14 protein-coding genes are annotated in these 26,214 nt (G+C 34.3%); 7 read left to right on the plus strand and 7 right to left on the minus strand.

Annotated features, from left to right (window positions below; all coding sequences use genetic code 11):
- Nucleotides 1–8 precede the first annotated feature (8 nt).
- The 6 genes from putA to rpmE form a co-directional block, all read right to left on the minus strand.
- Nucleotides 9–3,464 (minus strand): bifunctional proline dehydrogenase/L-glutamate gamma-semialdehyde dehydrogenase PutA, encoded by a 3,456-nt coding sequence (gene putA, locus ACFQ02_RS03560; RefSeq protein ID WP_380819424.1) that lies wholly within the window; start codon nucleotides 3,462–3,464, stop codon nucleotides 9–11.
- A 265-nt stretch (nucleotides 3,465–3,729) separates the two neighbouring features.
- Nucleotides 3,730–5,310, minus strand: coding sequence for an asparagine synthase B (gene asnB, locus ACFQ02_RS03565; protein ID WP_380819427.1), 1,581 nt, complete (start codon nucleotides 5,308–5,310; stop codon nucleotides 3,730–3,732).
- 188 nt (nucleotides 5,311–5,498) lie between these two features.
- A complete protein-coding gene (locus tag ACFQ02_RS03570; protein ID WP_380819429.1) occupies nucleotides 5,499–11,849 on the minus strand; it encodes a YadA-like family protein in 6,351 nt (2,116 codons plus the stop codon).
- Between the two features lie 701 nt (nucleotides 11,850–12,550).
- Nucleotides 12,551–13,375, minus strand: coding sequence for a bis(5'-nucleosyl)-tetraphosphatase (symmetrical) ApaH (apaH, locus tag ACFQ02_RS03575; protein WP_380819432.1), 825 nt, complete (start codon nucleotides 13,373–13,375; stop codon nucleotides 12,551–12,553).
- Between the two features lies 1 nt (nucleotide 13,376).
- Nucleotides 13,377–14,216 carry a 16S rRNA (adenine(1518)-N(6)/adenine(1519)-N(6))-dimethyltransferase RsmA gene (gene rsmA / locus ACFQ02_RS03580; RefSeq protein WP_380819434.1) on the minus strand — a complete coding sequence of 280 codons (840 nt, stop codon included), beginning with the start codon at nucleotides 14,214–14,216 and terminating at the stop codon, nucleotides 13,377–13,379.
- A 177-nt stretch (nucleotides 14,217–14,393) separates the two neighbouring features.
- Nucleotides 14,394–14,606 (minus strand): 50S ribosomal protein L31, encoded by a 213-nt coding sequence (gene rpmE, locus ACFQ02_RS03585; RefSeq protein WP_380819436.1) that lies wholly within the window; start codon nucleotides 14,604–14,606, stop codon nucleotides 14,394–14,396.
- 183 nt (nucleotides 14,607–14,789) lie between these two features.
- Here rpmE and priA point away from each other — a divergent pair, with 183 nt between their 5' ends.
- The 7 genes from priA (at nucleotide 14,790) to acrB (ending at nucleotide 24,576) form a co-directional block, all read left to right on the plus strand.
- Nucleotides 14,790–17,018 (plus strand): primosomal protein N', encoded by a 2,229-nt coding sequence (priA, locus tag ACFQ02_RS03590; protein WP_380819438.1) that lies wholly within the window; start codon nucleotides 14,790–14,792, stop codon nucleotides 17,016–17,018.
- An 80-nt stretch (nucleotides 17,019–17,098) separates the two neighbouring features.
- Nucleotides 17,099–17,848 carry a cell division protein FtsN gene (gene ftsN, locus ACFQ02_RS03595; RefSeq protein ID WP_380819440.1) on the plus strand — a complete coding sequence of 250 codons (750 nt, stop codon included), beginning with the start codon at nucleotides 17,099–17,101 and terminating at the stop codon, nucleotides 17,846–17,848.
- A gap of 23 nt (nucleotides 17,849–17,871) precedes the next feature.
- Complete coding sequence (locus ACFQ02_RS03600; RefSeq protein WP_380819443.1) at nucleotides 17,872–18,666, plus strand: hypothetical protein; 795 nt, start codon at nucleotides 17,872–17,874, stop codon at nucleotides 18,664–18,666.
- A complete protein-coding gene (locus ACFQ02_RS03605; RefSeq protein WP_380819588.1) occupies nucleotides 18,633–19,493 on the plus strand; it encodes a sulfatase-like hydrolase/transferase in 861 nt (286 codons plus the stop codon). Before ACFQ02_RS03600 ends, ACFQ02_RS03605 begins: the two co-directional genes overlap by 34 nt.
- A 158-nt stretch (nucleotides 19,494–19,651) precedes the next feature.
- Nucleotides 19,652–20,227, plus strand: a complete 576-nt coding sequence (locus ACFQ02_RS03610) for a TetR/AcrR family transcriptional regulator (RefSeq protein WP_380819445.1) — start codon at nucleotides 19,652–19,654, stop codon at nucleotides 20,225–20,227.
- Nucleotides 20,228–20,265: 38 nt separating this feature from the next.
- Nucleotides 20,266–21,483 carry an efflux RND transporter periplasmic adaptor subunit gene (locus ACFQ02_RS03615; protein ID WP_380819448.1) on the plus strand — a complete coding sequence of 406 codons (1,218 nt, stop codon included), beginning with the start codon at nucleotides 20,266–20,268 and terminating at the stop codon, nucleotides 21,481–21,483.
- A 21-nt stretch (nucleotides 21,484–21,504) separates the two neighbouring features.
- Nucleotides 21,505–24,576 (plus strand): multidrug efflux RND transporter permease subunit AcrB, encoded by a 3,072-nt coding sequence (acrB, locus tag ACFQ02_RS03620; protein WP_380819450.1) that lies wholly within the window; start codon nucleotides 21,505–21,507, stop codon nucleotides 24,574–24,576.
- 131 nt (nucleotides 24,577–24,707) lie between these two features.
- On the opposite strand, the gene ACFQ02_RS03625 is transcribed toward acrB, so the two are convergent.
- Nucleotides 24,708–26,087 (minus strand): L-serine ammonia-lyase, encoded by a 1,380-nt coding sequence (locus ACFQ02_RS03625; RefSeq protein ID WP_380819453.1) that lies wholly within the window; start codon nucleotides 26,085–26,087, stop codon nucleotides 24,708–24,710.
- Nucleotides 26,088–26,214: the final 127 nt, after the last annotated feature.

Below are 26,214 nucleotides of genomic sequence, written 5' to 3' on the forward strand. Positions count from 1 at the left end.
TCCTATAATCATTGTTCTTGTGTTGCCATTAAAGAAGCATTACCTCCTGCGGCGGTCGTGTTTTCACTGCGAGAGAATTCATCATATAGTGGGATAAGATCTTGAGTTTTTTGCCAATCATAGCATTTAAAAATAGCATCACTATTTTCTGCAATCCATAACTTTTGCTCTGTTGAAAGTGCGGTTAAATAAACCCCTTTTTGACAATTTCCCAGCTCTTTTGCAGCTCGAACCCCTCTTTTATTTATTGTCGCTAATGGATGATTTGACGCAATTAATACGCTAAATCCATTCGCTAATAATTTATCGGCGGCTTTTTCAGACATTTCGACATCACCATTTAAGATAGCGATTTCGCAAGGTCGATAAGCAAGCGTATTTTCTTCACCTGTAATACTCTCTAAGAGCGGTTTATTTTTACCAAGAGTTTTTTCGTCACCGAATTGACTATAATATTGCTTAGTTTGAGTTAAACGCTGTAAATAAAACTCCCCACCAGCTTTTGGTCCTGTACCCGATAGACCATGCCCACCGAATGGTTGAACACCAACAACAGCACCGACAATATTTCGATTCACATAAAAATTACCACAGTTGAGATGTTTTTCCACAAAATCAATTTGTTTACGGATTCGGCTATGACATCCTCCCGTTAAAGCATAGCCTTTAGCATTAACTTCTTTTAACGTTTTTTCTAACTCTCCTTTTTGATAGGAAATAATATGTAGAATTGGACCAAACACTTCGCGTGTAATTTGTTGAAGATTAGTTAATTGATATACCGCAGGTGCAACAAAATAGCCCGTTGCAGGAGTATCTTTTTCTACGTAACGAGTGGCGATTTTACGCATTAAAACTTTGTGATTTTCTAAATTTAGTTTTGCTTCCTCATCAATCACAGGTCCAATATCTGTACATAAAAATTTTGGATTACCTACAGATAGTTCTTGCATAGCTTTTGTGATCATGTCATATAATTTGTCAACTACATCTTCTTGTACTAACAAAATTCGTAATGCTGAACAACGTTGTCCTGCAGAATCAAAAGCTGAATTTAAAACATCTGCTACTACTTGTTCTGAAAGAGCAGATGAATCTACTACTAGCACATTTTGTCCACCTGTTTCAGCAATTAATACTGGATCATTATCAGCTTTCGCAAGCTGCAAATTAATAGATTTTGCAACTTCTGTTGATCCAGTAAATAGTACTGCATCAAACGGTAAATTTACTAAAGCTGCACCCACATCACCCGCACCCAAGACTAATTGCAACGCATTACGTGGTAATCCTGCTTGATAGAAAAGTTTGACTGCTGCAAAAGCGATCAGTGAAGTTTGCTCTGCTGGTTTAGCAATAACTGCATTACCTGCGGCTAAAGCTCCTGCAATTTGACCAGTAAAAATAGCTAATGGAAAGTTCCAAGGAGAGATACAAAGTGCTTTTCCTCTAGCCTGACCAAGTTTATCAAGATGTTGAAGTGTTTCTACTTGAAGAGCGTAATAACGTAAAAAATCAACAGCTTCGCGTAATTCGGCAATAGCATTAGGTAAAGTTTTACCCGCTTCGATGACGGCTAATTTCATTAATAAACCGTAGTTTTGCTCATACAGATCCGCTGTCTTACGTAAAATATCTGCTTTTTGTACCGCACTTAATTGAGACCAATCAGTATTTTCACAAGCAGAAAAAACTGCTGGTAACTTTTCAGGATTAAAAAATGTAACTTGCCCAATATTATCCATCAAATTGGCTGGATTAACGACATTTTGTGCTGTTAACTCATAATTTTTTTCATCAATCGCAACTAAAGAGTGTGCATTTTCCACAGATGAATCATTCAAAGCTTTTTCTAATTTTTCTAAAACTAATTCATTAGTTAAATCAAAACCTTTTGAATTTTTACGATCTTTAAATAATTTCAATGGATGACGAACAGCACGATTCGCCTGTCCTTGAGATTTATCATAAAGTTTCCATGGTGGTGTAACTAATTCTTCTGCAGGGATATTTTCATCGACTAGTTGATGAACAAAAGATGAATTTGCCCCATTTTCTAATAAACGACGAACCAAATATGCTAGTAATGTTTCATGCGTCCCCACTGGTGCATAAACACGAACAAGACGATCTAAACTCTGTTTACCTACAATGTTTTCATATAAAGTTTCGCCCATACCATGCAAACATTGAAATTCATAATGTTTACCCTCACCTAATTCGTAAATAGTCGATAAAGTTTGTACATTATGAGTAGCAAATTGTGGATAAATTACATCTTGAGCTGCAAATAATTTTTTTGCACAAGCAATATAAGAAATATCTGAATGATTTTTACGAGTGTAAAGAGGAAAACCATCCAATCCCTCCGTTTGAGCCCATTTAATTTCACTGTCCCAATATGCTCCTTTCACTAAACGAATCATTAAATACCCTTGTTTCTCACGAGCAAGTGCGGTCAAATAATCAATTACTTTTGGACAGCGTTTAGAATAGGCTTGAACAACAAAACCTATTCCCTTATAACCTTTTAATTCAGGCTCATCAAGTAGTCGCTCAATCAAATCTAGAGATAACTCAAGACGACTAGCCTCTTCTGCATCAATATTAATACTAATATTATAAGATTTTGCTTTTAAAAATAATTCTTTAATTTTAGGATACAACTCTTTCATTACTCGATCATATTGCGATCGATTATAACGCTGATGAATTGCAGAAAGTTTCACTGAAATGCTGTTTGCACGGTAAATATCTTGTCCTTGTGCATGTTTCCCGACTGCTTCAATCGCATTTAAATAATCTTTAAAATAACGATCAGCGTCATCTTGAGTCATAGCTGCTTCACCTAGCATATCAAAAGAAAAACTAAATCCTTTTTCAAAACGTGGTTGAATGCGATTTAAAGCATCATCAATAGTCACGCCTGTTACAAATTGTTGACCTAATATTTTCATTGCTTGTACCATTGCCAATCGCATAATTGGAGCGGAAAGACGAGCAAAACTCTTTGTCAAGGCGTTAGATAAATCGTTTTCATCAAAAGTCTGACTCACTTTTTTCCCTAACATTAAACCATAACCAGCGGCATTAATAAAAAGAGATGAAGATTTGCCAACATGAGATTTCCAATCACCCTCTTTTAATTTGTCATAAATCAGTTCGTCACGTGTTTGATTATCGGGAATACGTAATAATGCTTCCGCCAAACACATCAATGCGATTCCTTCATCATCACCTAAAGAAAATTCTTGCATCAAGGCATCAACGCCATATTGATTTTTCTTCACTGTGCGAACTTTATTAATTAAATCTACCGCTCTTTTTTGAATACGTTCTTCTTGTTCTACAGTAAAATTAAGCGTTTGTTGCAATTCATCTACAGCTGTTTTTTCATCAATTCTATAATAAGATGTAATATCACGACGTAACTGATTATATTGTTTGGATAATTGAAATGACATAGATTCCTCTCAACGTTATTTTCATTTTGGTTAAAAAACTAATAAAAAATAGCAATAAATATATTACAAGTAAATAACATTTTTTATTTTGTGAGTTCTATCACAATTAAAAAGGTGAAAAGAAAGTTTTAGATAAGTTTTACAGTAAGTTAGTAGAAATATTTCAATATTTTAATGGCTAATTCTCTTATTTTATCTATTACTGTCCTGTCGGATTTTCCCCACCTCGTGGTGGGGATTTTTATATTAGGATAATAAGAAATTATTACTTTCCACTATCACCGTAATTGCCAAGTACTCTTGCACTTGGATCATTTACATTGCAGCCCTTCCATTGTTTATTTGGCATCCAAAAATCTTTAATCCAATGAGCTTGATTTGGATAAAACTTCTCAAAGATGTCTCGATAAAGTAAGGATTCTTTAGTAAATGGTGTGCCATAAGGATATTTTTGTTTTGCATTTTCTAAATCCGTATCCGAGTATTGACTTTCTACATAGGCTTTTAAATGATCTACCATTGAATGCCCTACCGCATCACTGAAAGCTGCTTTTTCACGATATAAAATACTATCAGGTAAATAACCTAATCCTTCAAATGCTCTACGTAACAAATATTTACCTTTGTTATATACATTCATTTTGCGTTCAGGATTAAGGCTCATCGCATAATTAACAAAATCAATATCACTAAACGGAACTCTAGCCTCTAAAGAATTAGCAGCTAAACAACGATCAGCACGTAATACATCATACATATAAAGTTCACGAATGCGTTTTTGAGCTTCTTGTTGAAAATCTGCCGCACTTGGTGCAAAATCTGTATATTTATAACCAAAGATTTCATCACTTACTTCGCCAGTTAATAACACTTTCAAATCTGTATGTTGATGAATATATTTACATACTAAATACATACCTAGACTAGCTCGAATCGTAGTTATATCCCAAGTTTCTAAATGCCAAATTACTTTTTCAAGACTAGCCAGGACTTCATCTTTTGTCATTATTACTTCAGTATGATCTGTACCTAAAAAGTCGGCTACTTCTCTAGCATATTTTAAATCAATAGGATCAGTATCCATTCCTACCGCAAAAGTTTTAATTGGTTTATCTAAATGCTTTTGAGCAATAGCACAAACTAAAGAAGAATCTAAGCCACCACTTAATAAGAATCCTAATGGTGCATCCGCACTTAGACGCTTAATCACGCTAGCTTCCAATTTTTCTCTTAAATTTTTCGCAATGGTTTCAATATCATGATCTACTACCGTTTTAGGATCCGCAATATCGTTATAGCAAATAAATTCGCCATTTTTATAATAATGTCCTGGAGGAAATGGCAAAATATCACGACAGAACCCCACTAACGCTTTTGCTTCTGATGCAAAAGCAATCCCTCCTTGTTGCTTATCATAACCATAGAACATTGGACGAATACCAATAGGATCCCTTGCTGCAAAAATTTCACCGCACTTAGTATCAACTAAAACAAAGGCAAATTCTGCATCAAGCATTTTTACCATAACATCTATACCAACTCGTTCATAAAGAGGGATCAATACTTCACAATCACTACCTGAATGAAATTCATAACTTGTTGTTAGCATCTGCTTTAATTTCGGATAGTTATAAATTTCACCATTACAAATTAATTCTATACCATTATGCTTAAAAGGTTGATTACCATTACTGGTTAAATCCATAATCGATAAACGATGAAACCCCCAAGTACCACCATTCTCTGTAGTAAAACTTTGATGATCTGGTCCACGATGAAAAAGGCTATCAAAGCAACTTTGAAAACTTTCTGTAGGTTGAGACGAAGAAAATATAAATCCACACATAATAAAAAACCACCAATATTTAATTTAAAAAATTAAGATTAATTTTAAATAAAAATTAAATAAAGTCAATATTAATTAAATTATAATTAACAAAAATCAAGTTATCTTATTTCAAATTAAGTTTAAATAAAAAATGACCGCACTTCGATAAAGTGCGGTCATTGTTAGTCAAGTTTAGTGTATGAAGACTACCACAAATATCCTACACCAACACCACCTCCAACATCACCTGCAGAGTTGCTATTACCATGAAGTTTTAATAGTACTTTACCACTGTCACTTACTCGAGAATAACCAACAGCAACTGCACTTTCACCTTTAAATGCCCCAGCAGATACAGCAATCAAAGATTTTCCTGCTATATAAACTTGTGGTAACGCTGCAGCGGCATTAGAACCAGCTACTCCAGCTCGCAATTCTCTATTTGCAGAGTTAAAGCGATTTGCTAATTCATCAGTACGATTTGCTAACTCACTGGATTTAGCATCCACATAGTTTTTATTCACCGCAACACTTCCGCTCGCATCTGGTTTAACATCAGGTAACGTAATTTCACCTCTTGCACCGTTGATTGCGATTTTACCGCCCTCACCAGTAACAGTTAAACCATTTTTATCTAATGTTGATGATGCTTTACCTGCTTTATCAGCTAACGTTATATTATTTGCAGACATAGTTGTTACATAGTCTTTATTTTGTAATTTAACGCCATCCAATTGATAATTTGCTGACTTATCAGCATTATCACCTTTACCAACAATATGAGTTCCTAATTGTGAAACTGTCGTTTCTCCATTTGGACCAACCACTTTTAATCCATTAGAATCTAAAGCAGATTTTTTACCGTTAATTTCACGGGTTTCAAAAGAAGTCATATTTTGTAAGCGATCAGACAATTTCACTTCTAAACCTTGTCCATCTTGTGAAGCTTCAACTTTAATATTTCCTTTTGCTGTTGTTTCACTATTAAACTCGCCTTCGCCTTTAATAGACACGCTTTCACCGATATTTTTATGCACTTTCACATCATCATTACCAGTAAAGTTCAAGCCTGCTTTTGCAACAGCTTGCAAATCTGCGATAGTTGCAGCATTAGTTAATTTAGCGTTTGAATTCTCACTCACTAAATCAGTAACGTTACTATTCGCTGATGCTAATGCAACGTTGTAAGCCTCATTCGCTTCTTTCAATCCCTCTTTAGCTTTTAATAAACCTTGTTTAGCTTTATCAAGTTCGGATTTCGCAGTCGCTAATTTAGCTTTTTCAGCTTCCAATGCCTCCTCTTTAGCTTTTAATGCAGCTTGTGCTTTAGTTTTATCTTCACCTTCAGGCAAGGCTGCAATGGCTAATTTTTCTGCATTAATTGCATCTTCTTTAGCATTAACTACATCTGATAGACTGCTTAATACATCAGCTTTAGCCGAAACAGCTTCCGCTTTCGTAGTCACATCACTCGCTTTCGCTTTTACAGCGTCAGCAAGAGCATTCATTTTTTGTTTTTCCTCAGCTGTAGATTTTTTTACGCCTAAACCACTAGCTACATTACCAAGCACAACTGTTTCATCAGCTTTACTGTCCTTGTCCTCAGCATTGACTAAAGAAAGTTGTGGATTTTCTACCGCACTTGTATCTAGTTTCGGTGTACCATTAGTTTCAACATCAGTTGTTTTATAGTATTTACCGTCATTGGCTTTCACTAAACGGTTACCTGCTTCATCAGTATAAACTAATGTGCCTGCTTCACCATTCAACGCTTTTCCAACTTTATTATCAACATAGTTTTTGTTGACTGCACTTGAACCATCCGCACTTTCATCAAGATCTTTCAATCCTATGATTGTACCAGTGCCGTTACCATCTTTATCTTTAGCGAATTCAAGTGTAGCAGCGTCTTTACCATTTTCATTTTTGGTGGTTAAACTAACCGCACTTTCGCCATTTTTACCGTTAATAGTAATTCCATCTTTTGCGTAAGTTGCACTAGTTTTATCTCCATTAGCTGCATCTTTATCACTGATAGTTAATCCTTCAGCTGTTAAATTTGCTTTATTGCCTTTTTTATCTACTAAAGCAATTTCATCACCTTGAACATCTACGGTGCCTTTCTCGTTTTCGAATTTCGCTGATTTCAACCCAGTTAACTCTTCATTTAAAGCAACCTCTAACTTACCGCTGGTATTGGTTACCGCAATATTACCGTCAGTACCTTTGAATTTTTCAACTTGCTCTTTTGTTAAACCTTTGCCCACAATTTCTAGTTTTTCGCCTAGATTTTTGTGAACATCTTTTCCGTCATTGCCTACAAAGTTCAAGCCTGATAATGCGATAGCTTTTAGATCCCCTACATTAACGGCTTTGTGAGTGTTAGTGTCAAATTTTCCAGCAACTAAATCTTTCACTAACTCAACCATTTTTCCTTGTTTAGCGGAATCTGGTTGACCTTGAATATCATCAATACCAAGACCTGAACGTAAGTTGTCAATTAATACAGGATTGTGTTTAGTGCCTTTACCGCCTAAAGTGATAGCATTTTTATTTTCATCGTCATACTTAACCGCTGTTTTATCGGCTTCTTCTTTCGATTTTTTCAGTGCATTGTCAACATAATTTTTGTTAGTTGCACTTGAGCCATCAGCATTTTCAGCGAGATCCGCTAAGCCTGTAATTTTGCCAGTGCCTGATTTATTATCATCGCCTTTAGCAAAAGCAAGTGTTGCTGCATCTTTACCATTTTCATTTTTAGTAGTTAAACTAACCGCACTTTTACCATCTTTGCCATTAATGGTAATTCCATCTTTCGCATAAGTGGTGTGAGTTTTATCACCATTGACAGCGTCTTTATCACCTACAGTTAACCCCTTAGCCGTTAAATTTGCTTTATCGCCGTCTTTATCGGTAAGTTTACTTTCTGTTGCTGTTGAAATATTTGTGTTGCCGTCTTGTTCTAACTTGCTTTCTCCAGCTGTTTGAACATTCGTTTTATTGCCATCGGTTAGCTTATTTTCACCCGCAGTTTGTACGTTAGTTTTCGCACCGTCTTTCACGGTTGAGCCAAGCAATCCGTAATGAGCTTCTTTATCGTTTAACTCAATTATTCCATCTTCATCTATGAAAGGACTAAGATGTAAACCTGCACCGTCTAGTTTACTTTTCGCATAAAGTTCTGGATTATCTCTCACTTTTTTCACTTTAGTTTCAAAAGAATCCATTGCTTTTAGTGATTCGCTAAGTGAAATTTCTAACTTACCATTGTCTGATTTCACTGCAATATTGCCATCAGTACCTTTGAATGTGCCGACTTGAACTTTTGTTAAACCTTTGCCCACAATTTCTAGTTTTTCGCCTAGATTTTTGTGTAGCTCAGTTTCGTCATTACCTGCAAAATTCAAGCCTGATAATGCAATCGCTTTTAAGTCACCAGCATTTACTGCTTTATGTAATGCCTCTTTGTCAGTATTTTTAAGCAAGTTTTTTACTGCTTCAGTGACTTTTTGCTTATTAGTATCTGCATTTCCTGTAATATCATCGTCAGCAAGTCCAAGACCTGATTTCAGATTTGTGATCGCAACAGGAGCTTTGCCTGAATCTTTTCCGCCTAACGTAATAGATGATTTAGTGTCATCATCATATTTAACCGCAGTTTTATCCGCATTTTCTTTTAATGTTTTCAGTGCATTGTCAACATATTTTTTGTTGGTTGCACTTGAATCATCAGAAGTATCTGTAAGATCCGCTAATCCAGTGATTTTACCATCGGCACCTTTAGCAAAATTTATTTCGCCTTTGCCGTCTTTATTTTTAATGGAAAGCACTTCTTTATCTTCGTTTTCTCCATTTCTAATAGAGATGCCATCCGCAGTTGTGGTAACCTGTTCATTTCCGTATTTTACTGTTGTGCCATGCTCGGTATCCATAGCAACTAATTTATCTCCATCTTTAAGCAGGACTTTATCCAGCTTGTACTCAGCAGTTTTTCCATTACGTTTGTTAACTCCACTATCTTCAATCTCTTTGATCGCAGTGCCTGTGCCGTCAATAGTAGTTTTCACTTTTTGTTTGACATTTCCGCCTCTCACAGAGTCTGAAATAAATTCAGCAGATTCAAGATTTTTTAGTTTGTTAGCAAGTTCAATGGTTAAAGTATCAGTGTTAGCTTCTACTCTAATATTTCCTTTTGCTACTGCAAATCCAGTAAAGTCTTTGTCTTCTCCAGCACCTTTAATGGTTACTTTTGCTCCAAGTTGGCGAGTAAATTCTACGCCTTTATTGTCTGCAAATTTTAGTCCTTTATTGATAGTTTCAATGTTTTTATCAATCGCATCTTTGAAAGTAGTCGCTGCTTCACCATCTTGTCCATTTGCATTTTTCAGTTTAGTGAACGTTACGTTATCAAATCCATTATTATTACGGTTTACAGTCGCTCCCAATATATTTTTACCTAATTGGTGTAATTGGTTACCTGTAGTTGCTTGATCTGAATTTTGTGCAATTTTGCCATCTTTTAAATTTGCAAATCGAATCGTTTCACCAATATTTGTAGTTGTTCTATTACCATCTTGAATTTGTTGTTCGTTATTGCCTTTTGCTCCAACTAACACTTTATCAGCGGCAATAGCTTGTCCTTTAATTGGTTGTCCATTTTCCGTATTTACTTTATAGAATTTTCCATCAGCATCTTTGGTCAGTTTTATTTTCTTACCATTTTCTTCCGTGTAGTAAACGACTAATCCTTCTTTATTAACGTATGCTAATGTTTTTAATTGTCCTACTGTTGCTACATCACTATCTAAAGCACCTGGTGCGACATTAACAATTCGTCTAAAGCCTACTTTGTTATTATCTTTTGACCATCCACCTACGGAAATTATTCCGTCAGTTGATTCACTTGAGAATGAATATGAAGAGCCTTCTGGTAAATATGATGGTAAATTGATAGCATCTGCTCCGCTTAATGTTGCGGTAGATTTATCACTATTGTTATAAAAATATTTTGTGGTGGATTTATAACCTAATGCAACAGAGTTATCTATATTTGCTGAAGTATCGTTACCGATAGCAATAGTATTATTACCGTTTCTATGAGCATTATTATTTTCATTTGATACACTTGCATTAATACCTATAGCAATAGATTTGTCGCCTTCAACTCTTGACAATCCTCCAATTGCGACTGACTCTACCCCCATTACTTTTGCACCATATCCCACCGCAAGGGTTTTTTCTGCTTTTGCATAAGCATATGGACCAATCGCTATAGACCGATCACCTTTGGAGTAAGCTTGTCTGCCTAGTGCTACTGCATTTTCCCCAGGAGCTGACACATAGTACCCTATAGCAATTGCCCCTGTTTTGGATTTATTTTCATTATTCTTTTCTGTTTCTACTTTGTATTCACCAAAACCATCTTGTTTTGTTAATTTACCCTTAAAATAATTTTCTAGATCTGCATCTAATTGACCTAATTCAGATACAATCGATTTACCGTCGTAATGATGCTCTTTTCCTTTAAACTCATTGGACATTTTCACATTTGCAAATGCACCTTGTCCCATTGCAATTGCCCCTTCCCCTCCTGCATATGAGTTATACCCATATACCATTGAGCCTTTATCTAGTGCTTGAACATTGTTTCCTACACCTACTGCATTATCTGCATAGACGTAAGTTTCATTTCCAAGAGCAATTGATGAATTTCCGAGTGCAAGTGTACCTGTCCCTACCGCAGTAGAAAGATTTCCTTTTGCAACAGCTAATGTCCCTAATGCAGTAGCACCATTTCCGTAAGCAATAGATCTTGAACCTAATGCAATAGCCGACTCCCCTCTTGCCCAAGTATGCGTTGTTGAAGCATCTTTTGTATTATCAACCATACGTGTATGAGCTAAATATTTTTGATACAACTGCTTGTATTGTTCTTCAGTTAGTGAATCATTTCCATTCGTTCTTTTAAATTGTTCTAATAATGCTTTAAATCCACGATCACTGCTATCTATCGCCGCATATTCGCTTGTGTAATTAAAATTTGCTCTATCATCAAAAAAGGCTTTCCACATTTCATAGCTTAATGCACTGTCTTTATAATGATCTAGTTTCGTATTATCTGAACCGATAGCTATTGCGGAATTTCCCCATGCAACAGCATCATTACCTAGTGCGGTAGCTTCGTTGCCCTGTGCAAACGTTCTATAACCAACTGCAGTTCCTTGTTCTGCTAAATCATCTGTATTATTTTTCCCTGCGATTGCTCGATAACCAATTACGGTAGAATTATTCCCACCGCCGACGGCTCTCGAACCAATCACTACTGTTTTATTAAAATTAGCATTGGTTTTTTGTGTATTACTTCCTGTTTTATTAATTGGACTTGATAAAATAATGGATTCTGTTTTTCTAGCATTTGGGGTTCCTTTCACATTAAAATTATCATTTTCATACCAAACTTCAGTACCTTCATTTAAGTTGCCACTTTGCTGCGAATCGCCGTTATTATCAAGCCATACATTAGCGGCATAAGCACAGGTAAAAATTCCCTCCAACATGAGTAGAGTAACGATTAAATTCTTTTTAAATTTGAATTTTTTATGAGCTTTATTTGCCTTTAAATCAATGCCTTAACGTTCATTAATTAAACTTAATCTGTTCACTTTCATCTCTTTTTGGGTTCCTTTGTTCATATCAATACCTAATAGATAGTAATTTTTTGCTTATTTTTTCATAAACTGATCAGTTTTTCAAAACATTATAGAATTATTTAAAAATTAAAAATAATTATTTTTAATTTTTAATTTTTAATTTTTAATTTTTAATTTTTAATTTTTAATTTTTAATTTTTAATTTTTAATTTTTAATTTTTAATTTTTAATTTTTAATTTTTAATTTTTAATTTTTAATTTTTAATTTTTAATTTTTAATTTTTAATTTTTAATTTTTAATTTTTAATTTTTAATTTTTAATTTTTAATTTTTAATTTTTAATTTTTAATTTTTAATTTTTAACAAAATTTTAATTATTTTTACACTTTGCTTGCCAGTGGTTGGCTCGTTTTTGTACTAGTCTGTTGTTTAATGGTGTTTCCGCTTGCCGTTAGATTTTTACTTTCTTTTTATACTAATGTTCTTTGAGCAAAAATTGCGGTTTACCGATACGGTTAACTATTTGAAATGTTCAATTGAATGGATAACCTCCAACAGTGCTAAAGTTGGAGGCAAGATGTCAGTAACCTTAAGCTTTTAATTGTTGTCTAAGTGCGGTAGTTTTTTACCGCAGATTGTGTGAAGTAAGTTTTATCGTCCCAGCGTAACATGGTCATATAATTTCCCCATACACATCCGCTATCTAACGCATAAATATTTGGCGGTGTAGTTGTTCCAACTAAACTTGCCCAATGACCAAAAACGATATTTTGTTGTTTGAATAGTGGGTTATCTAAATTAAACCATGCGGTTAACTCTGAAGGTGCATTATCAATAGGCGTTTTACAAGCAAAGTCTAAACGATGGTCAAAATAACAAAAACGCATGCGAGTAAATACATTAATAATATAACGTAAGCGTTCTATGCCTGTTAATTCAACGTTCCAGCAATCTGGTTTATCGTTATACATATTTTCCAGTAAGTAGTAATAATCGCCGTGTCGCAAAATATTTTCTACTTCCGTAGCACAAGATTTTGCTGTTGCAAGATCCCAATCAGGCGAAATTCCTGCATGAGTCATGATAAAACCCACAGTTTGATGATGAATAAGTAATGGTTGACAACGTAGCCAATCTATCAGCTCTTCAAAGTCAGGTGCGGTAAAAATATCCTCAACGCGATCCCTTGATTTGATTTTTTTGATACCAAGTGCGGTAGCAATTAAGTGTAAATCATGATTTCCCAACACAGTATGAGCAGCATTACCTAAAGACTTTACAAAGCGTAAACATTGTAAAGATTTATCACCTCTTGCAACTAAATCACCGACCAAATACAGCTGATCTTGCCTAGGATCAAACCGCACTTTGTCCAAAAGAAGCTGCAATTCATCGTAACAACCTTGCAGATCCCCAACTAAATAAATCGCCATTTTATTCCTTTAAATTGTCAGAAGCTTGATCAGCTAACCAATTTGCTAAACGAGCGTAATCGGCAATAGATAAATTTTCAGCTCTAGCATTTAAATCTATATTAAGTGCGGTCAAATTTTCCACAGAAAATAACGTCGACAACGCATTTCTCAACGTTTTACGCCGTTGATTAAATGCTTGAGTGCAAACTAAATTTAACCAATATAGATCTTTAACTGGATACGGTAATTGTTGATGTGGCACTAATCGTACTACGGCTGAATCTACTTTAGGTGCTGGTTTAAATGCACTAGGTGGCACTTCTAACACTGGGAAAACTTGGCAAAAATATTGTGCCATAATCGTCAACCGCCCGTATGCTTTACTATTCGGTGCAGCACAAAGACGTTTAACTACTTCTTTTTGCAACATAAAATGCATATCTTGAATTAGATGATGATATTTAAATAAATGGAACATTAAGGGCGTTGAAATATTGTAAGGTAGATTTCCAAACAACCGAAATTTTTGATTTTTTTCCGCTAAATTCTCGGATTGATAAAGTGTGCTAAAGTCAAATTGCATAGCATCTGCTTCAATAACGTTAAGTTTATGATGCAAAAACGGATGATGACGTAAACGATGAGCTAAATCTCGATCTAACTCAATGACAGTTAAATGATCAACTTGTTCTGCAACAGGCTCAGTTAATGCACCTAAACCTGGTCCAATTTCTAATAAAAATTGGTCATTTCGTGGTGCAATTGACATCACTATTTGTTGGATAATGTGATTATCATGCAAAAAATTTTGCCCAAAACGCTTACGTGCAGTATGTCCCAAATGTGTTTTTAAATTCATGCTATTGTTCCAATCAAGAAAAGTAGGGGTATTATAGAACAAAACAATTTATCTTAATACATGTGATGTGATATTAAGTGCGGTGAAAAATAGAAATAGAATGATAATAGAATTGAAAAATAAAAGGGCTTATGCCCTTTTATTTCTTGAATTGAACTTACAACAAGGTTCAAATCATTATTTTGTACCTGGAATACTGAAACGTTTGTTGAAACGTTCTACACGACCACCAGTATCAACAACACGTTGTTTACCTGTATAGAATGGATGGCATTTGCCACAAACGTCTAAGTTTAAATCTTTACCCACTGTTGAGCGTGTTTTAATTACGTTACCACATGAACAAGTTGCAGTAACTTCTTTATATTCAGGATGAATACCTTGTTTCATAGAAAACCTCAATTGAAGCCACTCCGCTCTCCGAAACTGAATTCGGTACCGAGTGTAGTTAATATTACGCTATAAAATAGCACCTTTGTGTGTAAGGTGGCAAATTATACCGAAAAAAAAGGATTATTCAAGCATTGCTATTATTTCGTTATAATAGTTCAAATTTTTCTGTTCGGATTATTTATGAAACTTGTTCGAATTGCTTTAGCTGTACCTTTATTCCAATTTTTCGACTATTTGTGTCCCCTAGAATTTACACCACAATTAGGCTGTCGGGTGATTGTGCCTTTTGGTCACCAACAACGAGTTGGTATTGTTGTCGATTTTCCTGAAAATTCAGATATTGATTCAAAACAACTTAAATTTATTACCGCACTTTTAGATGAAGAATCTATTTTCAATGACAAATTATGGAAATTATTAATTTGGGCTGCCAATTATTATCAAGCACCTTTAGGAGAAGTATTATTTCAAGCGTTGCCAGTTAAATTACGACAAGGGGAAAGCCCAATTGAAAAATCGAAAATTTTCTTTCAATTAACTTCATTAGGGCATGAAGCATTAAACATGAATCAAATGGGGGTTATTCATAACAACGCATTGAAATGTACTCAGAAGCAAATAGAGGTATTATCCACCCTTGCTAAAGAAGAAGTCGAAAAAGGGAATAATCGGTTAAGCCCTTCCATATTATCGACATTACAAAAAAAAGGTTATGTGGAAATAAAAGAAAAATATCCAAAACAATTGACTTGGCAACAACGGCTAGCGGACAAAAATGTTGCTCACTTTGAAGATCGTTTAAAACTGAATCAAGAACAAGCTCTAGCATTGAGTCAACTTGTATTTCAACAAGGATTTACATCATCGCTTATTGATGGCGTAACTGGTGCTGGCAAAACAGAAGTTTATTTACAATTTATTGAGCAAATATTAAATAAAGGGCGGCAAGTGCTAGTCTTAGTCCCTGAAATCGGACTCACTCCTCAAACAGTACAGCGATTTAATGCTCGATTTGCTGTAGAAATTGATGTATTGCATTCCAATTTAAATGAAAGTGAACGTTTAAAAGTATGGTATCGAGCAAAAACAGGACAAAGTGCGGTCGTAATTGGCACAAGATCTGCAATATTTACTCAATTTTATGACTTAGGCTTAATTGTTATCGATGAAGAGCATGATGCTTCTTTCAAACAACAAGACAATTGGCGGTATCACGCTAGAGACTTAGCAGTAATGTATGCAAAGCAACTTGATATTCCTATCTTATTAGGTTCTGCAACGCCTAGTTTAGAAAGTCTTCATAATGTTAAAAATGGAAAATACCAGCACATTGTATTATCAAAAAGAGCGATAAATAACACCGCACTTCGACATTTTATTATCGACATGAAACAGCAACGAGTTAAACAAGGATTATCTCGTGCTTTAATTGAGAGGATTCAAACACACTTAGAACAAGGTAATCAAGTATTATTGTTTTTAAATCGACGTGGCTTTGCTCCTGTATTGCTTTGTCATGAATGTGGATGGATCGCACAATGTCAACACTGTGAAAAGCCTTATACTTATCATCAAAAAAAACGTAGTTTACGATGCCATCATTGCTCATCGCAAAAACCAATTCCTCGTCAATGTGGCCATTGTGGCTCTACCCATTTAATTACAACAGGGCTTGGTACAGAACAGCTAGAGGAAGCACTAACAGAATGCTTTCCTCATCATCATGTAACAAGAATCGATCGGGATAGCACTACTCGTAAAGGGGTTTTAGAAAAACACTTACAAAATATTAGACAAGGTAAAAGTCAAATTTTAATTGGTACTCAAATGTTAGCAAAAGGGCATCATTTTCCTAATGTAACTTTAGTTGCTTTATTAAATATTGATAATTCTTTGTTTTCTTTAGATTTTAGAGCGGAAGAACGATTAGCTCAACTCTATGTTCAAGTTGCGGGAAGAGCAGGACGAGCAGAAAAATACGGAGAAGTAATTTTACAAACGCATTACCCTGAACATCCTTTATTACGTACTTTATTAAGTCAAGGTTATGCACAATTTGCGGAACAAGCCTTATTGTTACGTCAAAATATGGGATTACCACCTTTTTGTTCACAGGCATTATTTAAAGCACAAAGTAGATCTAGCGAACAGGCTGAAAATTTACTAAAACAATTACTAGATTATTTCAATCAATTAGTTCAACAAAAATCTATACTCGGATTACAAATATTAGGACCAATTCCAGCGCTTTTTGTTAAAAAAGCGGGATATTATCGCTGGCATTTACTACTACAACATCAATCTCGTCAACAATTACAGCAAATTTTAACTTACTTCCGTCAAGATGAACCGCTGAAAAAAGAAAAAGTGCGGTGGTTTTTAGATGTAGATCCTATAGATTTAAGTTAAGACTGGAAAATAAAAACGCTTTTCAGTAAAATTGAATTAAACTTTAATTGATTGATTATTGAATACAAATGGGATGAATTGTGGCACGACGGGATTATGTTGGCGTTAATAAAACGAAGAAACAAAAACAAGCAAAAAAAAGAAATAAATGGATATTAATTATCATTTCTTTGGCGTTAGTTGTGGCTTTTGCTAGCGGACTTTATATATTAAAAAGCAAGTCGCCGAATCATAATCATTCCATTGCTATAACAACTGAGAAAAAACATCCAAAAAGTCAGTTGCCTTCACCGCCAGAAGAAGTTTGGAGCTACATTAAAGCGTTAGAAACTCGCACTGTTTCTGTGGACGACAGCCCGCAATCTTTAGAGAAAAATATGCGTTTAACAGATGAACAGAAAAAAGTTTTATCACTTATGGAACAAGATCGAAAAGCAAACGAAAAAGCACGCTTAAAACAGGCAGAAGAAAATAAAACTATAAACACAGAAAAAAGTGAAATAAAACAAAAAACGACTGCACTTGATAACAAAAAAATAGCATTAAAAACAGAAGATAATAAAACGAGTAAGGAAACTGTAAAAAAAACTGAGACTACGTCAGCAAATCCAGCAGAAAAAAAATTCGGTTTACAATGTGGGGCATTTAAAAATAGACAACAAGCTGAGAAAATACAATCAAGAATCCTGTTATTAGGATTTGATGCTCGTATTAATAAAAATGCAGATTGGAATCGTGTCGTTGTTGGTCCGCTTGGCGATAGAAACACAGTAAATCAAGCTCAAGAACGAATTAAATCTATCGCTACTTGTGTGATTATTCGCATGTAAACTTTATTTATGGACATGATATTATGAAAAAATTTATTATCCTTTTGTTTTATTCTGTAGTACTTTTAACAAGTGAATATTTATATCGTCATCTTTTTCAAATTCCTCAGATTCCTATTAATCGATTATTAGAAAACTTAGGCTTTATTTTTATTTTGTTGTCTATTTTTTATTTCGCTAAATATCGATTAACAAAATGTATTATTTTTATTTTCTTTGCGATTTCAGTTATAGGTAATAATATTCATTATGAAATATATAAAAGCTGGTTAACTGGGCTTAATTATTATTTAGCATTTAAGGAATTTGATGAAGTAGCTATCGCTAGTGGTTCTCTGATCAGTAAATTAATTCCACATATCCTTTGGGGTGCGGTTGATTGTTTGATTTTTTTATCAATAGCCTTTTTTAAAAACAAAAGAGTTCATTACGCAGTAGATATTTTATTCATATTGTTACTGGTATTTACTTCAGTAAAGGGTATCAAAGCTCATCAAGAAGCCGTAGTTTCACCTAAAACTCAATATGGTCGAATAAAAGAACATTTTCTTTCTTTCGGTCATTTCATTGGCAAAGTCATTCCTCATGAAGTGTTTAATCTAAGTCATGTCGAAAATTATCACCACAGTAAACCAAATAAAATTTCACAGCCTAAAGTTAAAAATATTATATTTATTGTCGGTGAAAGTGAAACAGCTAGCCATGTTAGTGCTTTTGGTTATGAAAGAAAAACTACCCCATTTTTTGATAAATTTACGACATACGGCAATCAATCAATCAATCAATCAATCAATCAGATTACTCTAATACAGTATTAAAAGAAACTTACTCTGCAGGAGTATTAACTCTTTTATCATTACCCCCTTTATTTAACGCTATTCCTTATCCAAATGGACATAACCAAATGAATAGTGGCGATACAAATTTTTTCAGATTGTCAAAAGAACAAGGATACAACACTTATTTTTATTCTTCACAACCTGAAGATCAAATGGGTATGCTTAATTTACTTGGTAAACGTTGGATTGACGATGTACTCTTTCCGACAAATTTAGGTTTTAAGCAAAGTGAAAGTATGCCTGATGAAAAATTATTACCGCTCTTTTATAAAATTGATTTGAATAAAGGTCAAAATGTAGTCATTTTACATCAACGTGCCTCACACATGCCTTACGGAGAATTATTATCTGAGCAAGATTTTGTGTTTGGCAAAGAAAAATTACTAGATCGTTATGATAGTACTATTCATAAAAATGATCAGTTTATTGAACAAGTATTTACTTATTTAAATCAACGAAAACAAAATGACTGGATCCTAATTTATACTTCTGATCATGGGCAATATGTGACAGATAAAATTACCAATCAAGGAACTACTCAATTAGATAATTATTTAGTACCGTTGTTTATTTACACGCCAATTGATTCTTTAGGCAATCAAACTAAAGAGATATTTTCATATTGTCAAAGAGCAAATCACTACCAACTTGGGACTTATCTGATTTCTTTATTAGGATATGATCTATCTATCGGAGATTGTCAAAAAACGTATGTAAATTCCAATACGTTAAGTGGTGATCTTGGTTACTTAGAGATTCTTCAGCCTAGTGGTGAAACGAGATACATTAATCCTAATGAAAATTGATCATTAATTTTTCATAATAAAGTGCGGTTCAATTCGACCGCACTTTTTATTTATCTAAACTAAATATAATTTGTGGTAGCGTAAAAACCTTGTTAGAATAATGAATGAACATTCATTTATTGTTTTATTTATTACATTTTTTCTATTTGGTGAATAGCATGTATCAATCAGAAACAAAAATGACAAATCAAATTTTCAACGCAACTGAACGCCTCATGGCTTCGGAAGGATTGCATAGTTTATCTATGCACAAAATTGCAAAAGAAGCCAATATTTCACCTGGTACAATTTATATTTATTTTAAAAACAAAGATGAACTATTGCGTCGATTTGCTCGTCAAATATTTGTTCTTTTTTCTGAAACGCTGGGAAAAAATTATGATGAAAGCTTATCATTTTTTGAGCAATATCGACGAATGTGGTGGAACATTTGGCATTTGCTAAAAGAAAATCCCATAATTGTAGTGAACATGAGTCAATATAAATCACTACCCGCTTTCCATGAAACTTACATGGAGCATATAAAGCAAAGAGAAAAAGATTTTTGGGGACTATTTTGCCAAAGAGGTCATGAAGCAGGAGTATTATGTGATTTATCACCTGAGCTTTTGTTTTCCTTAGGCTTAAAAAGTGCCATAAATTTAGCATTGCAACAGCTTATGTTTAATCAAACATTATCTGATCAAGTTTTAGAAACTGTAATTGAAAGAACATGGCGTTCTATTCAAAAATAGTTTTAAGTTTATTTATCTAGTCATCACGGAGTTTTTTTATGAGTATCGATACTCAACTTTCTAAGTCTAAACACTCTCATATTTTTTGGATGAAAATAGTCTTAGCAGTAATTGTGCTATGCTTTGTTAGTATGATTGTTGCAAATATTATGAAAGGAATTGCCACAGGTAAATACATAGCAGGTTTACCTGAAACAGCTCAACCAGTTACGGCAATGAAAATTGAAGGTACAGCGTGGACACCTGTAATTAAAACTACTGGATTAGTTCGTCCCAATCAAGGAGCTATGCTAAGCTCGCAAATGCCTGGCACAGTAGCAAAAATCTTAGTTCAATCTGGACAAATGGTAAAAAAAGGTGATGTCTTAGTTGAATTAGATAATTCAGTTGAAATGGCAAACTTAGAATCAGCACAAGCAAGATTACCGTCAGTCAAACAAGCTTATCAACGCTATCAAGCATTGTATAAAACTAAGAGCATTTCTCGTCAAGAATTGGATAATGCAAAGGCTACTTATGATACGCTAACTGCAAATATTGATTCATTAAAAGCTCAAATAAAACGTCGCCAAATTATTGCTCCTTTCGATGGTATGGCAGGGATTGTAAAAGTGAATATTGGACAATATGTCACCGTAGGAACTGAAATTGTGCGAGTAGAAGATAGAACTCAAATGAAAATTGATTTCTCTTTATCACAAAATCTACTAGAAAAGTTACATATTGGTCAAACTATCATTGCAACAATCGATGCAAATAAAAGCGAAACATTTAACGCAAAAATCACTGCAATAGAACCTGCAATCAATGTCACAACAGGATTAGTTGACTTACAAGCAACTTTTGAAGGCTCCGCTGCACAACAACTTTTATCTGGCATGTTTACACGTTTAAATATTGCTCTTCCCACTGAAAACAATCAAATTGTTGTCCCTCAAGTAGCAATAAGTTATAACATGTATGGTGAAATTGCTTATGTGCTAACCGCACTTTCCTCAGAAGAAAAAGAAACTTTGTTGAATAACGATCATTTTCCTCATAAAGAACATATTGATAATGTGTATCGTGCAAATCAAATTACTGTATTTACTAAAGATCGACAAGGTATCTATGCTCAATTGCAACCAAAAGGAATTAAATTAGGAGATTTAATTGTAACTGGGGGACAACAAAATTTAAGTAATGGTAGTCTAGTGATTGTTACCGATAAACAAGGCGTAGGCACAACAACACCAAAATTAAAATCAAACCTTTAATTTGAATTAGGAATAATACGAATGAAATTTACAGATTTATTTATTCGTCGCCCTGTATTAGCTGTTTCTATTAGCTTGTTAATTATTATTTTAGGATTGCAAGCAATTACAAAACTAACAGTGCGTGAATATCCTAAAATGACAACAACTGTAATCAATGTTTCAACAGTTTATCCTGGTGCAGATGCAAATCTCATTCAGGCTTTTGTAACCTCTAAATTAGAAGAAGCTATTGCACAGGCTGATAATATTGATTACATGTCTTCTTCCAGTGTACCGAACCTATCACGAATCACTGTCAAAATGAAATTAAATACTGATCCAAGTGCAGCTTTATCTGATATTTTGGCAAAAGTGAATTCTGTTCGTTCTGCGTTACCAAAAGGCATTGAGGATCCTTCAATTACTTCCTCAACGGGAGGAACAGGGATCATGTTTATCAGTTTTCGTTCTAACCAATTAGACTCGAGTCAAGTCACTGACTACATTGAGAGAGTCGTTAAGCCTCAATTTTTTACTATTGAAGGAGTTGCAAAAGTCAATGTTTATGGTGATCAATATGCGATGAGAATTTGGTTAGATCCTCAGAAAATGGCATCACAAAATTTATCTGCTCCTGAAGTGATGGCGGCATTGGCTTCTAATAATGTGCAGACAGCAGCTGGAAACGTAAATGGTTATTTTACGGTGTATAAAAACAAAGTTGAAACAACAACAAATACCGTTGAAGATTTAAAAAATTTAGTTGTTTACTCTAAAAATGGTAAATTAGTACGCCTACGTGATATTGCTGAGGTAGAATTAAATAAACAATCTGATGGTGTTCGTGCTGTTGCAAATGGTTCTGAGTCTGTTGTATTAGCTATTGATCCAGCATCAACAGCAAACCCTTTAACTGTAGTCAAAAATATTCTACCTTTATATGAAAATATTAAGAAAAACTTACCAAGTAGCATTGAAACTAGTATTTTATATGACCGCACTATCGCAATTAATAATTCAATTCAAGAAGTAGTTAAAACAATTTTAGAAGCAACAGTAATCGTACTGGTTGTAATAACGTTATTTATTGGTTCATTAAGAGCAATTTTAATCCCTGTAATTACTATTCCAATTTCATTAATTGGAGTCATTATGATATTACAGTTATTTGATTTTTCTATAAATTTAATGACGTTACTAGCGTTAATATTAGCAATTGGTTTGGTGGTTGATGATGCTATCGTAGTGTTAGAAAATGTTGACCGCCATATTAAATTAGGCGAATCACCTTTCCGTGCTGCAATTATTGGTACTCGTGAAATTGCAATACCTGTTATTTCAATGACTATCTCATTAGTGGCTGTTTATTCTCCTATGGCATTAATGAGCGGGATTACAGGCTCATTATTTAAAGAATTTGCTCTCACTTTAGCTGGTGCAGTTTTTATCTCAGGTATTGTAGCATTAACACTTTCACCAATGATGAGCAGTAAATTATTAAAAGCTCATACAAATCCATCTAAATTAGAAGAATATATTGAGCGTGGTTTAAATAAACTTAACAATATTTATGAATATATTCTTAAATTAGTTATGCTAAATCGAAAATGTCTATTAGCATTTTCCATCGTTATTTTTGCTAGTTTACCTCTTTTATTCTATTCTTTACCTAGCGAGCTAACCCCTATAGAAGACAAAGGCGGCTTTATTGCTATTGGTACATCGCCTTCAAGCACAAATGTGGATTATGTACAAAGTGCGGTGAAAAATTATGAGAAAATTTTAACTGACACAGAAGAGGTTGAATTTTCACTCATCATTTCAGGCGTGCCATCTCCAAATAAAGCATTAAGCATTATTACATTGAAAGATTGGAATAAACGAACACGTAGTCAAAGCGAAATTATAGCCCATTTAAATGCTCAAGCTAAGGCTATTCCTGAAATTACAGTGACTGCTTTTTCTTTCCCTGAAATTGAAACTGGAGAACAAGGGCCCCCAATTGGTTTTGTAATAAATACTGCCAATAGCTACTCTGATTTAGCTAATGTAGCGGGAAGCTTTTTGCAAGAAATGAAAAAATCGGGAAAATTCGTGTTTTCATCTTTAGACTTAAAATTTGACACAGCTCAAATGAAAATTACTGTTGATAAAGAAAAAGCTGGAACTTATGGCATTTCTATGCAACAAATTAGCAGAACATTAGGTAGCTATCTTTCTGCTGCAACAGTTACAAGAGTAGACATTGATGGCCGAGCTTATAAAGTAATTGCACAAGTTAAACGAGGAGATCGTTTAAGTCCTGAAAGCTTTGAAGGCTACTACTTAAAAGCAGCAAATGGACAATCTGTACCTCTCAGTAGTTTATTAACTGTAACCTTGGAATCTCAACCAAATGCATTACCACGTTTTAGCCAATTAAACTCAGCTGTAATCAGTGCGGTACCTTCACCAACAATTAGTATCGGCGAAGCTGTTCAATGGTTGAAAGAAACTGCAAATGCTAAATTTCCACAAGGTTATAATTACGATTTCAAAGGTGAAGCTCGTCAGCTAGAACAAGAAGGCAATTCTTTATCTATGACTTTTGCATTAGCAGTAATCATTATTTTCTTAGTATTAGCTATTCAATTTGAATCTATTCGTGATCCTATTGTCATTATGATTTCTGTTCCGTTAGCCGTAAGCGGTGCGTTATTAACTTTAAATTTCTTTGGATTCTTTGGTATAGCTGGTACAACCTTAAATATCTATTCACAGGTCGGTTTAATTACTTTAATTGGATTAATCACTAAACATGGAATTCTAATGTGTGAAGTGGCTAAAGAAGAACAATTACATAAGGGTAAAAATCGTATTGATGCGATTATGACAGCAGCAAAAGTGCGGTTACGTCCAATTCTAATGACGACAGCAGCAATGATCGCGGGGCTTATTCCATTATTATATGCTTCGGGAGCAGGAGCTGTCTCTCGCTTTAGTATTGGTATCGTGATTATTTCAGGACTAGCAATTGGCACACTATTCACATTATTTGTACTGCCAGTGATTTATTCTTATATTGCTAGTGAACACAAACCTCTACAAGAATTTGATGAAAACATAAAATAGCATTTTATCTACTCATACTTTATCCACGACCTTCGGGACGTGGATATAAGGAATGAGATAAGACAGATCGCTTTTTCACTATCCAATATTTGTTTTCAGTAAATTTACTATTTATTTAACCATTAAAATAATCAATCACAAGGAACAATTTTTATTGCCAATCCACCTGTAGATGTTTCACGATACTTTGCGTTCATGTCTTTACCTGTTTCTAACATTGTTTCAATTACTTTATCAAGTGTGACTCGAGGCGAGCTAGTACGCAATAAGCTAATTCTACTAGCATTAATCGCTTTTACAGCAGCAATAGCATTTCGTTCGATGCAAGGAACTTGAACTTGTCCGCCCACAGGATCACAAGTTAACCCTAAATTATGTTCCATTGCAATTTCTGCGGCAATGCAAACTTGTAATGGTGTTCCTCCCATAATTTCTGTTAATCCAGCTGCTGCCATAGAACAAGCAACACCTATTTCACCTTGACACCCGACTTCTGCACCTGAAATAGAAGCATTCATTTTATAAAGCGATCCTATGACGCTAGTAACTAATAAGTAGCGCTCTACAATATCTACCGTCAATTCACCAATAAACTTACCATAGTAAGCTAATACTGCTGGAACAATACCGCATGCACCGTTAGTTGGGGCAGTCACTACTCTCCCACCCGCAGCATTTTCTTCATTTACAGCAAACGCATACATATTAACCCAATCAATCACTCTCATGGGATCTGTAGTCAAATTAATTTGTGATTCTAAACGACGACGAAGAGCGGCTGCTCGGCGAACTACTTTTAATGGACCTTGTAATAATCCCTCCGTCTGTAGTCCTCTCTCAATACAAGTTTCCATTGTATGCCAAACTTTTGCAAGATAGTCGGAAATTTCTTGTTTAGAATGTAAAGCTAATTCATTTTTCCAAACAATCGAAGAAAGAGGAAGCCCTTGTTCTTCACAATGTTTAACTAAATCTGCCGCATTTTTATAAGGATATGGTACTGAATTATCGCTTTCTCCAGTTTGGTCAAAGTGTTCTTCATCAACGATGAATCCTCCTCCAATGGAATAATAAGTTTTTTTCAACAATTCAATACCATTTTCAAAGGCACGAAAAGTCAGTCCATTTTCATGGAGAGGTAAAAATGTTTTATGAAAACGCATATGTAAGTTAATATTAAAGTCTATTGTTTTACTATGCTCTGGGCTTGCTTCTGCAAGAACAATCTTACGATCACGTTTGATTTTTTCAATAATTGATTCAATTCGCTCAATATCCACATTATCAGGTAAATATCCCATTACCCCCATAATACAAGCAATATCTGTATTATGCCCATGTCCAGTGAGAGAAAGAGAACCATAAATATCGATTACTAATCGATTTGTTTTGATCAAAAAATTACTATCGACTAATTCATCAATAAAAGTTTTACCAGCTTTCATTGGACCAACTGTATGTGAGCTAGATGGACCAATGCCCACTTTAAACATATCAAATATACTAATCATATTTTCTTCAAATTCTTAAAAAAAGTGCGGTCAATTTAAAACAAATATTCTCAAAAAAAGAGTTATTATACGCGGTAAAATTTAATTTTAAATGAGGAAATTGCTACGCTAAAACTTTATTGAAAAT

This window comes from Seminibacterium arietis, from assembly GCF_042675725.1.
Classification (GTDB): Bacteria; Pseudomonadota; Gammaproteobacteria; order Enterobacterales; family Pasteurellaceae; genus Seminibacterium; species Seminibacterium arietis.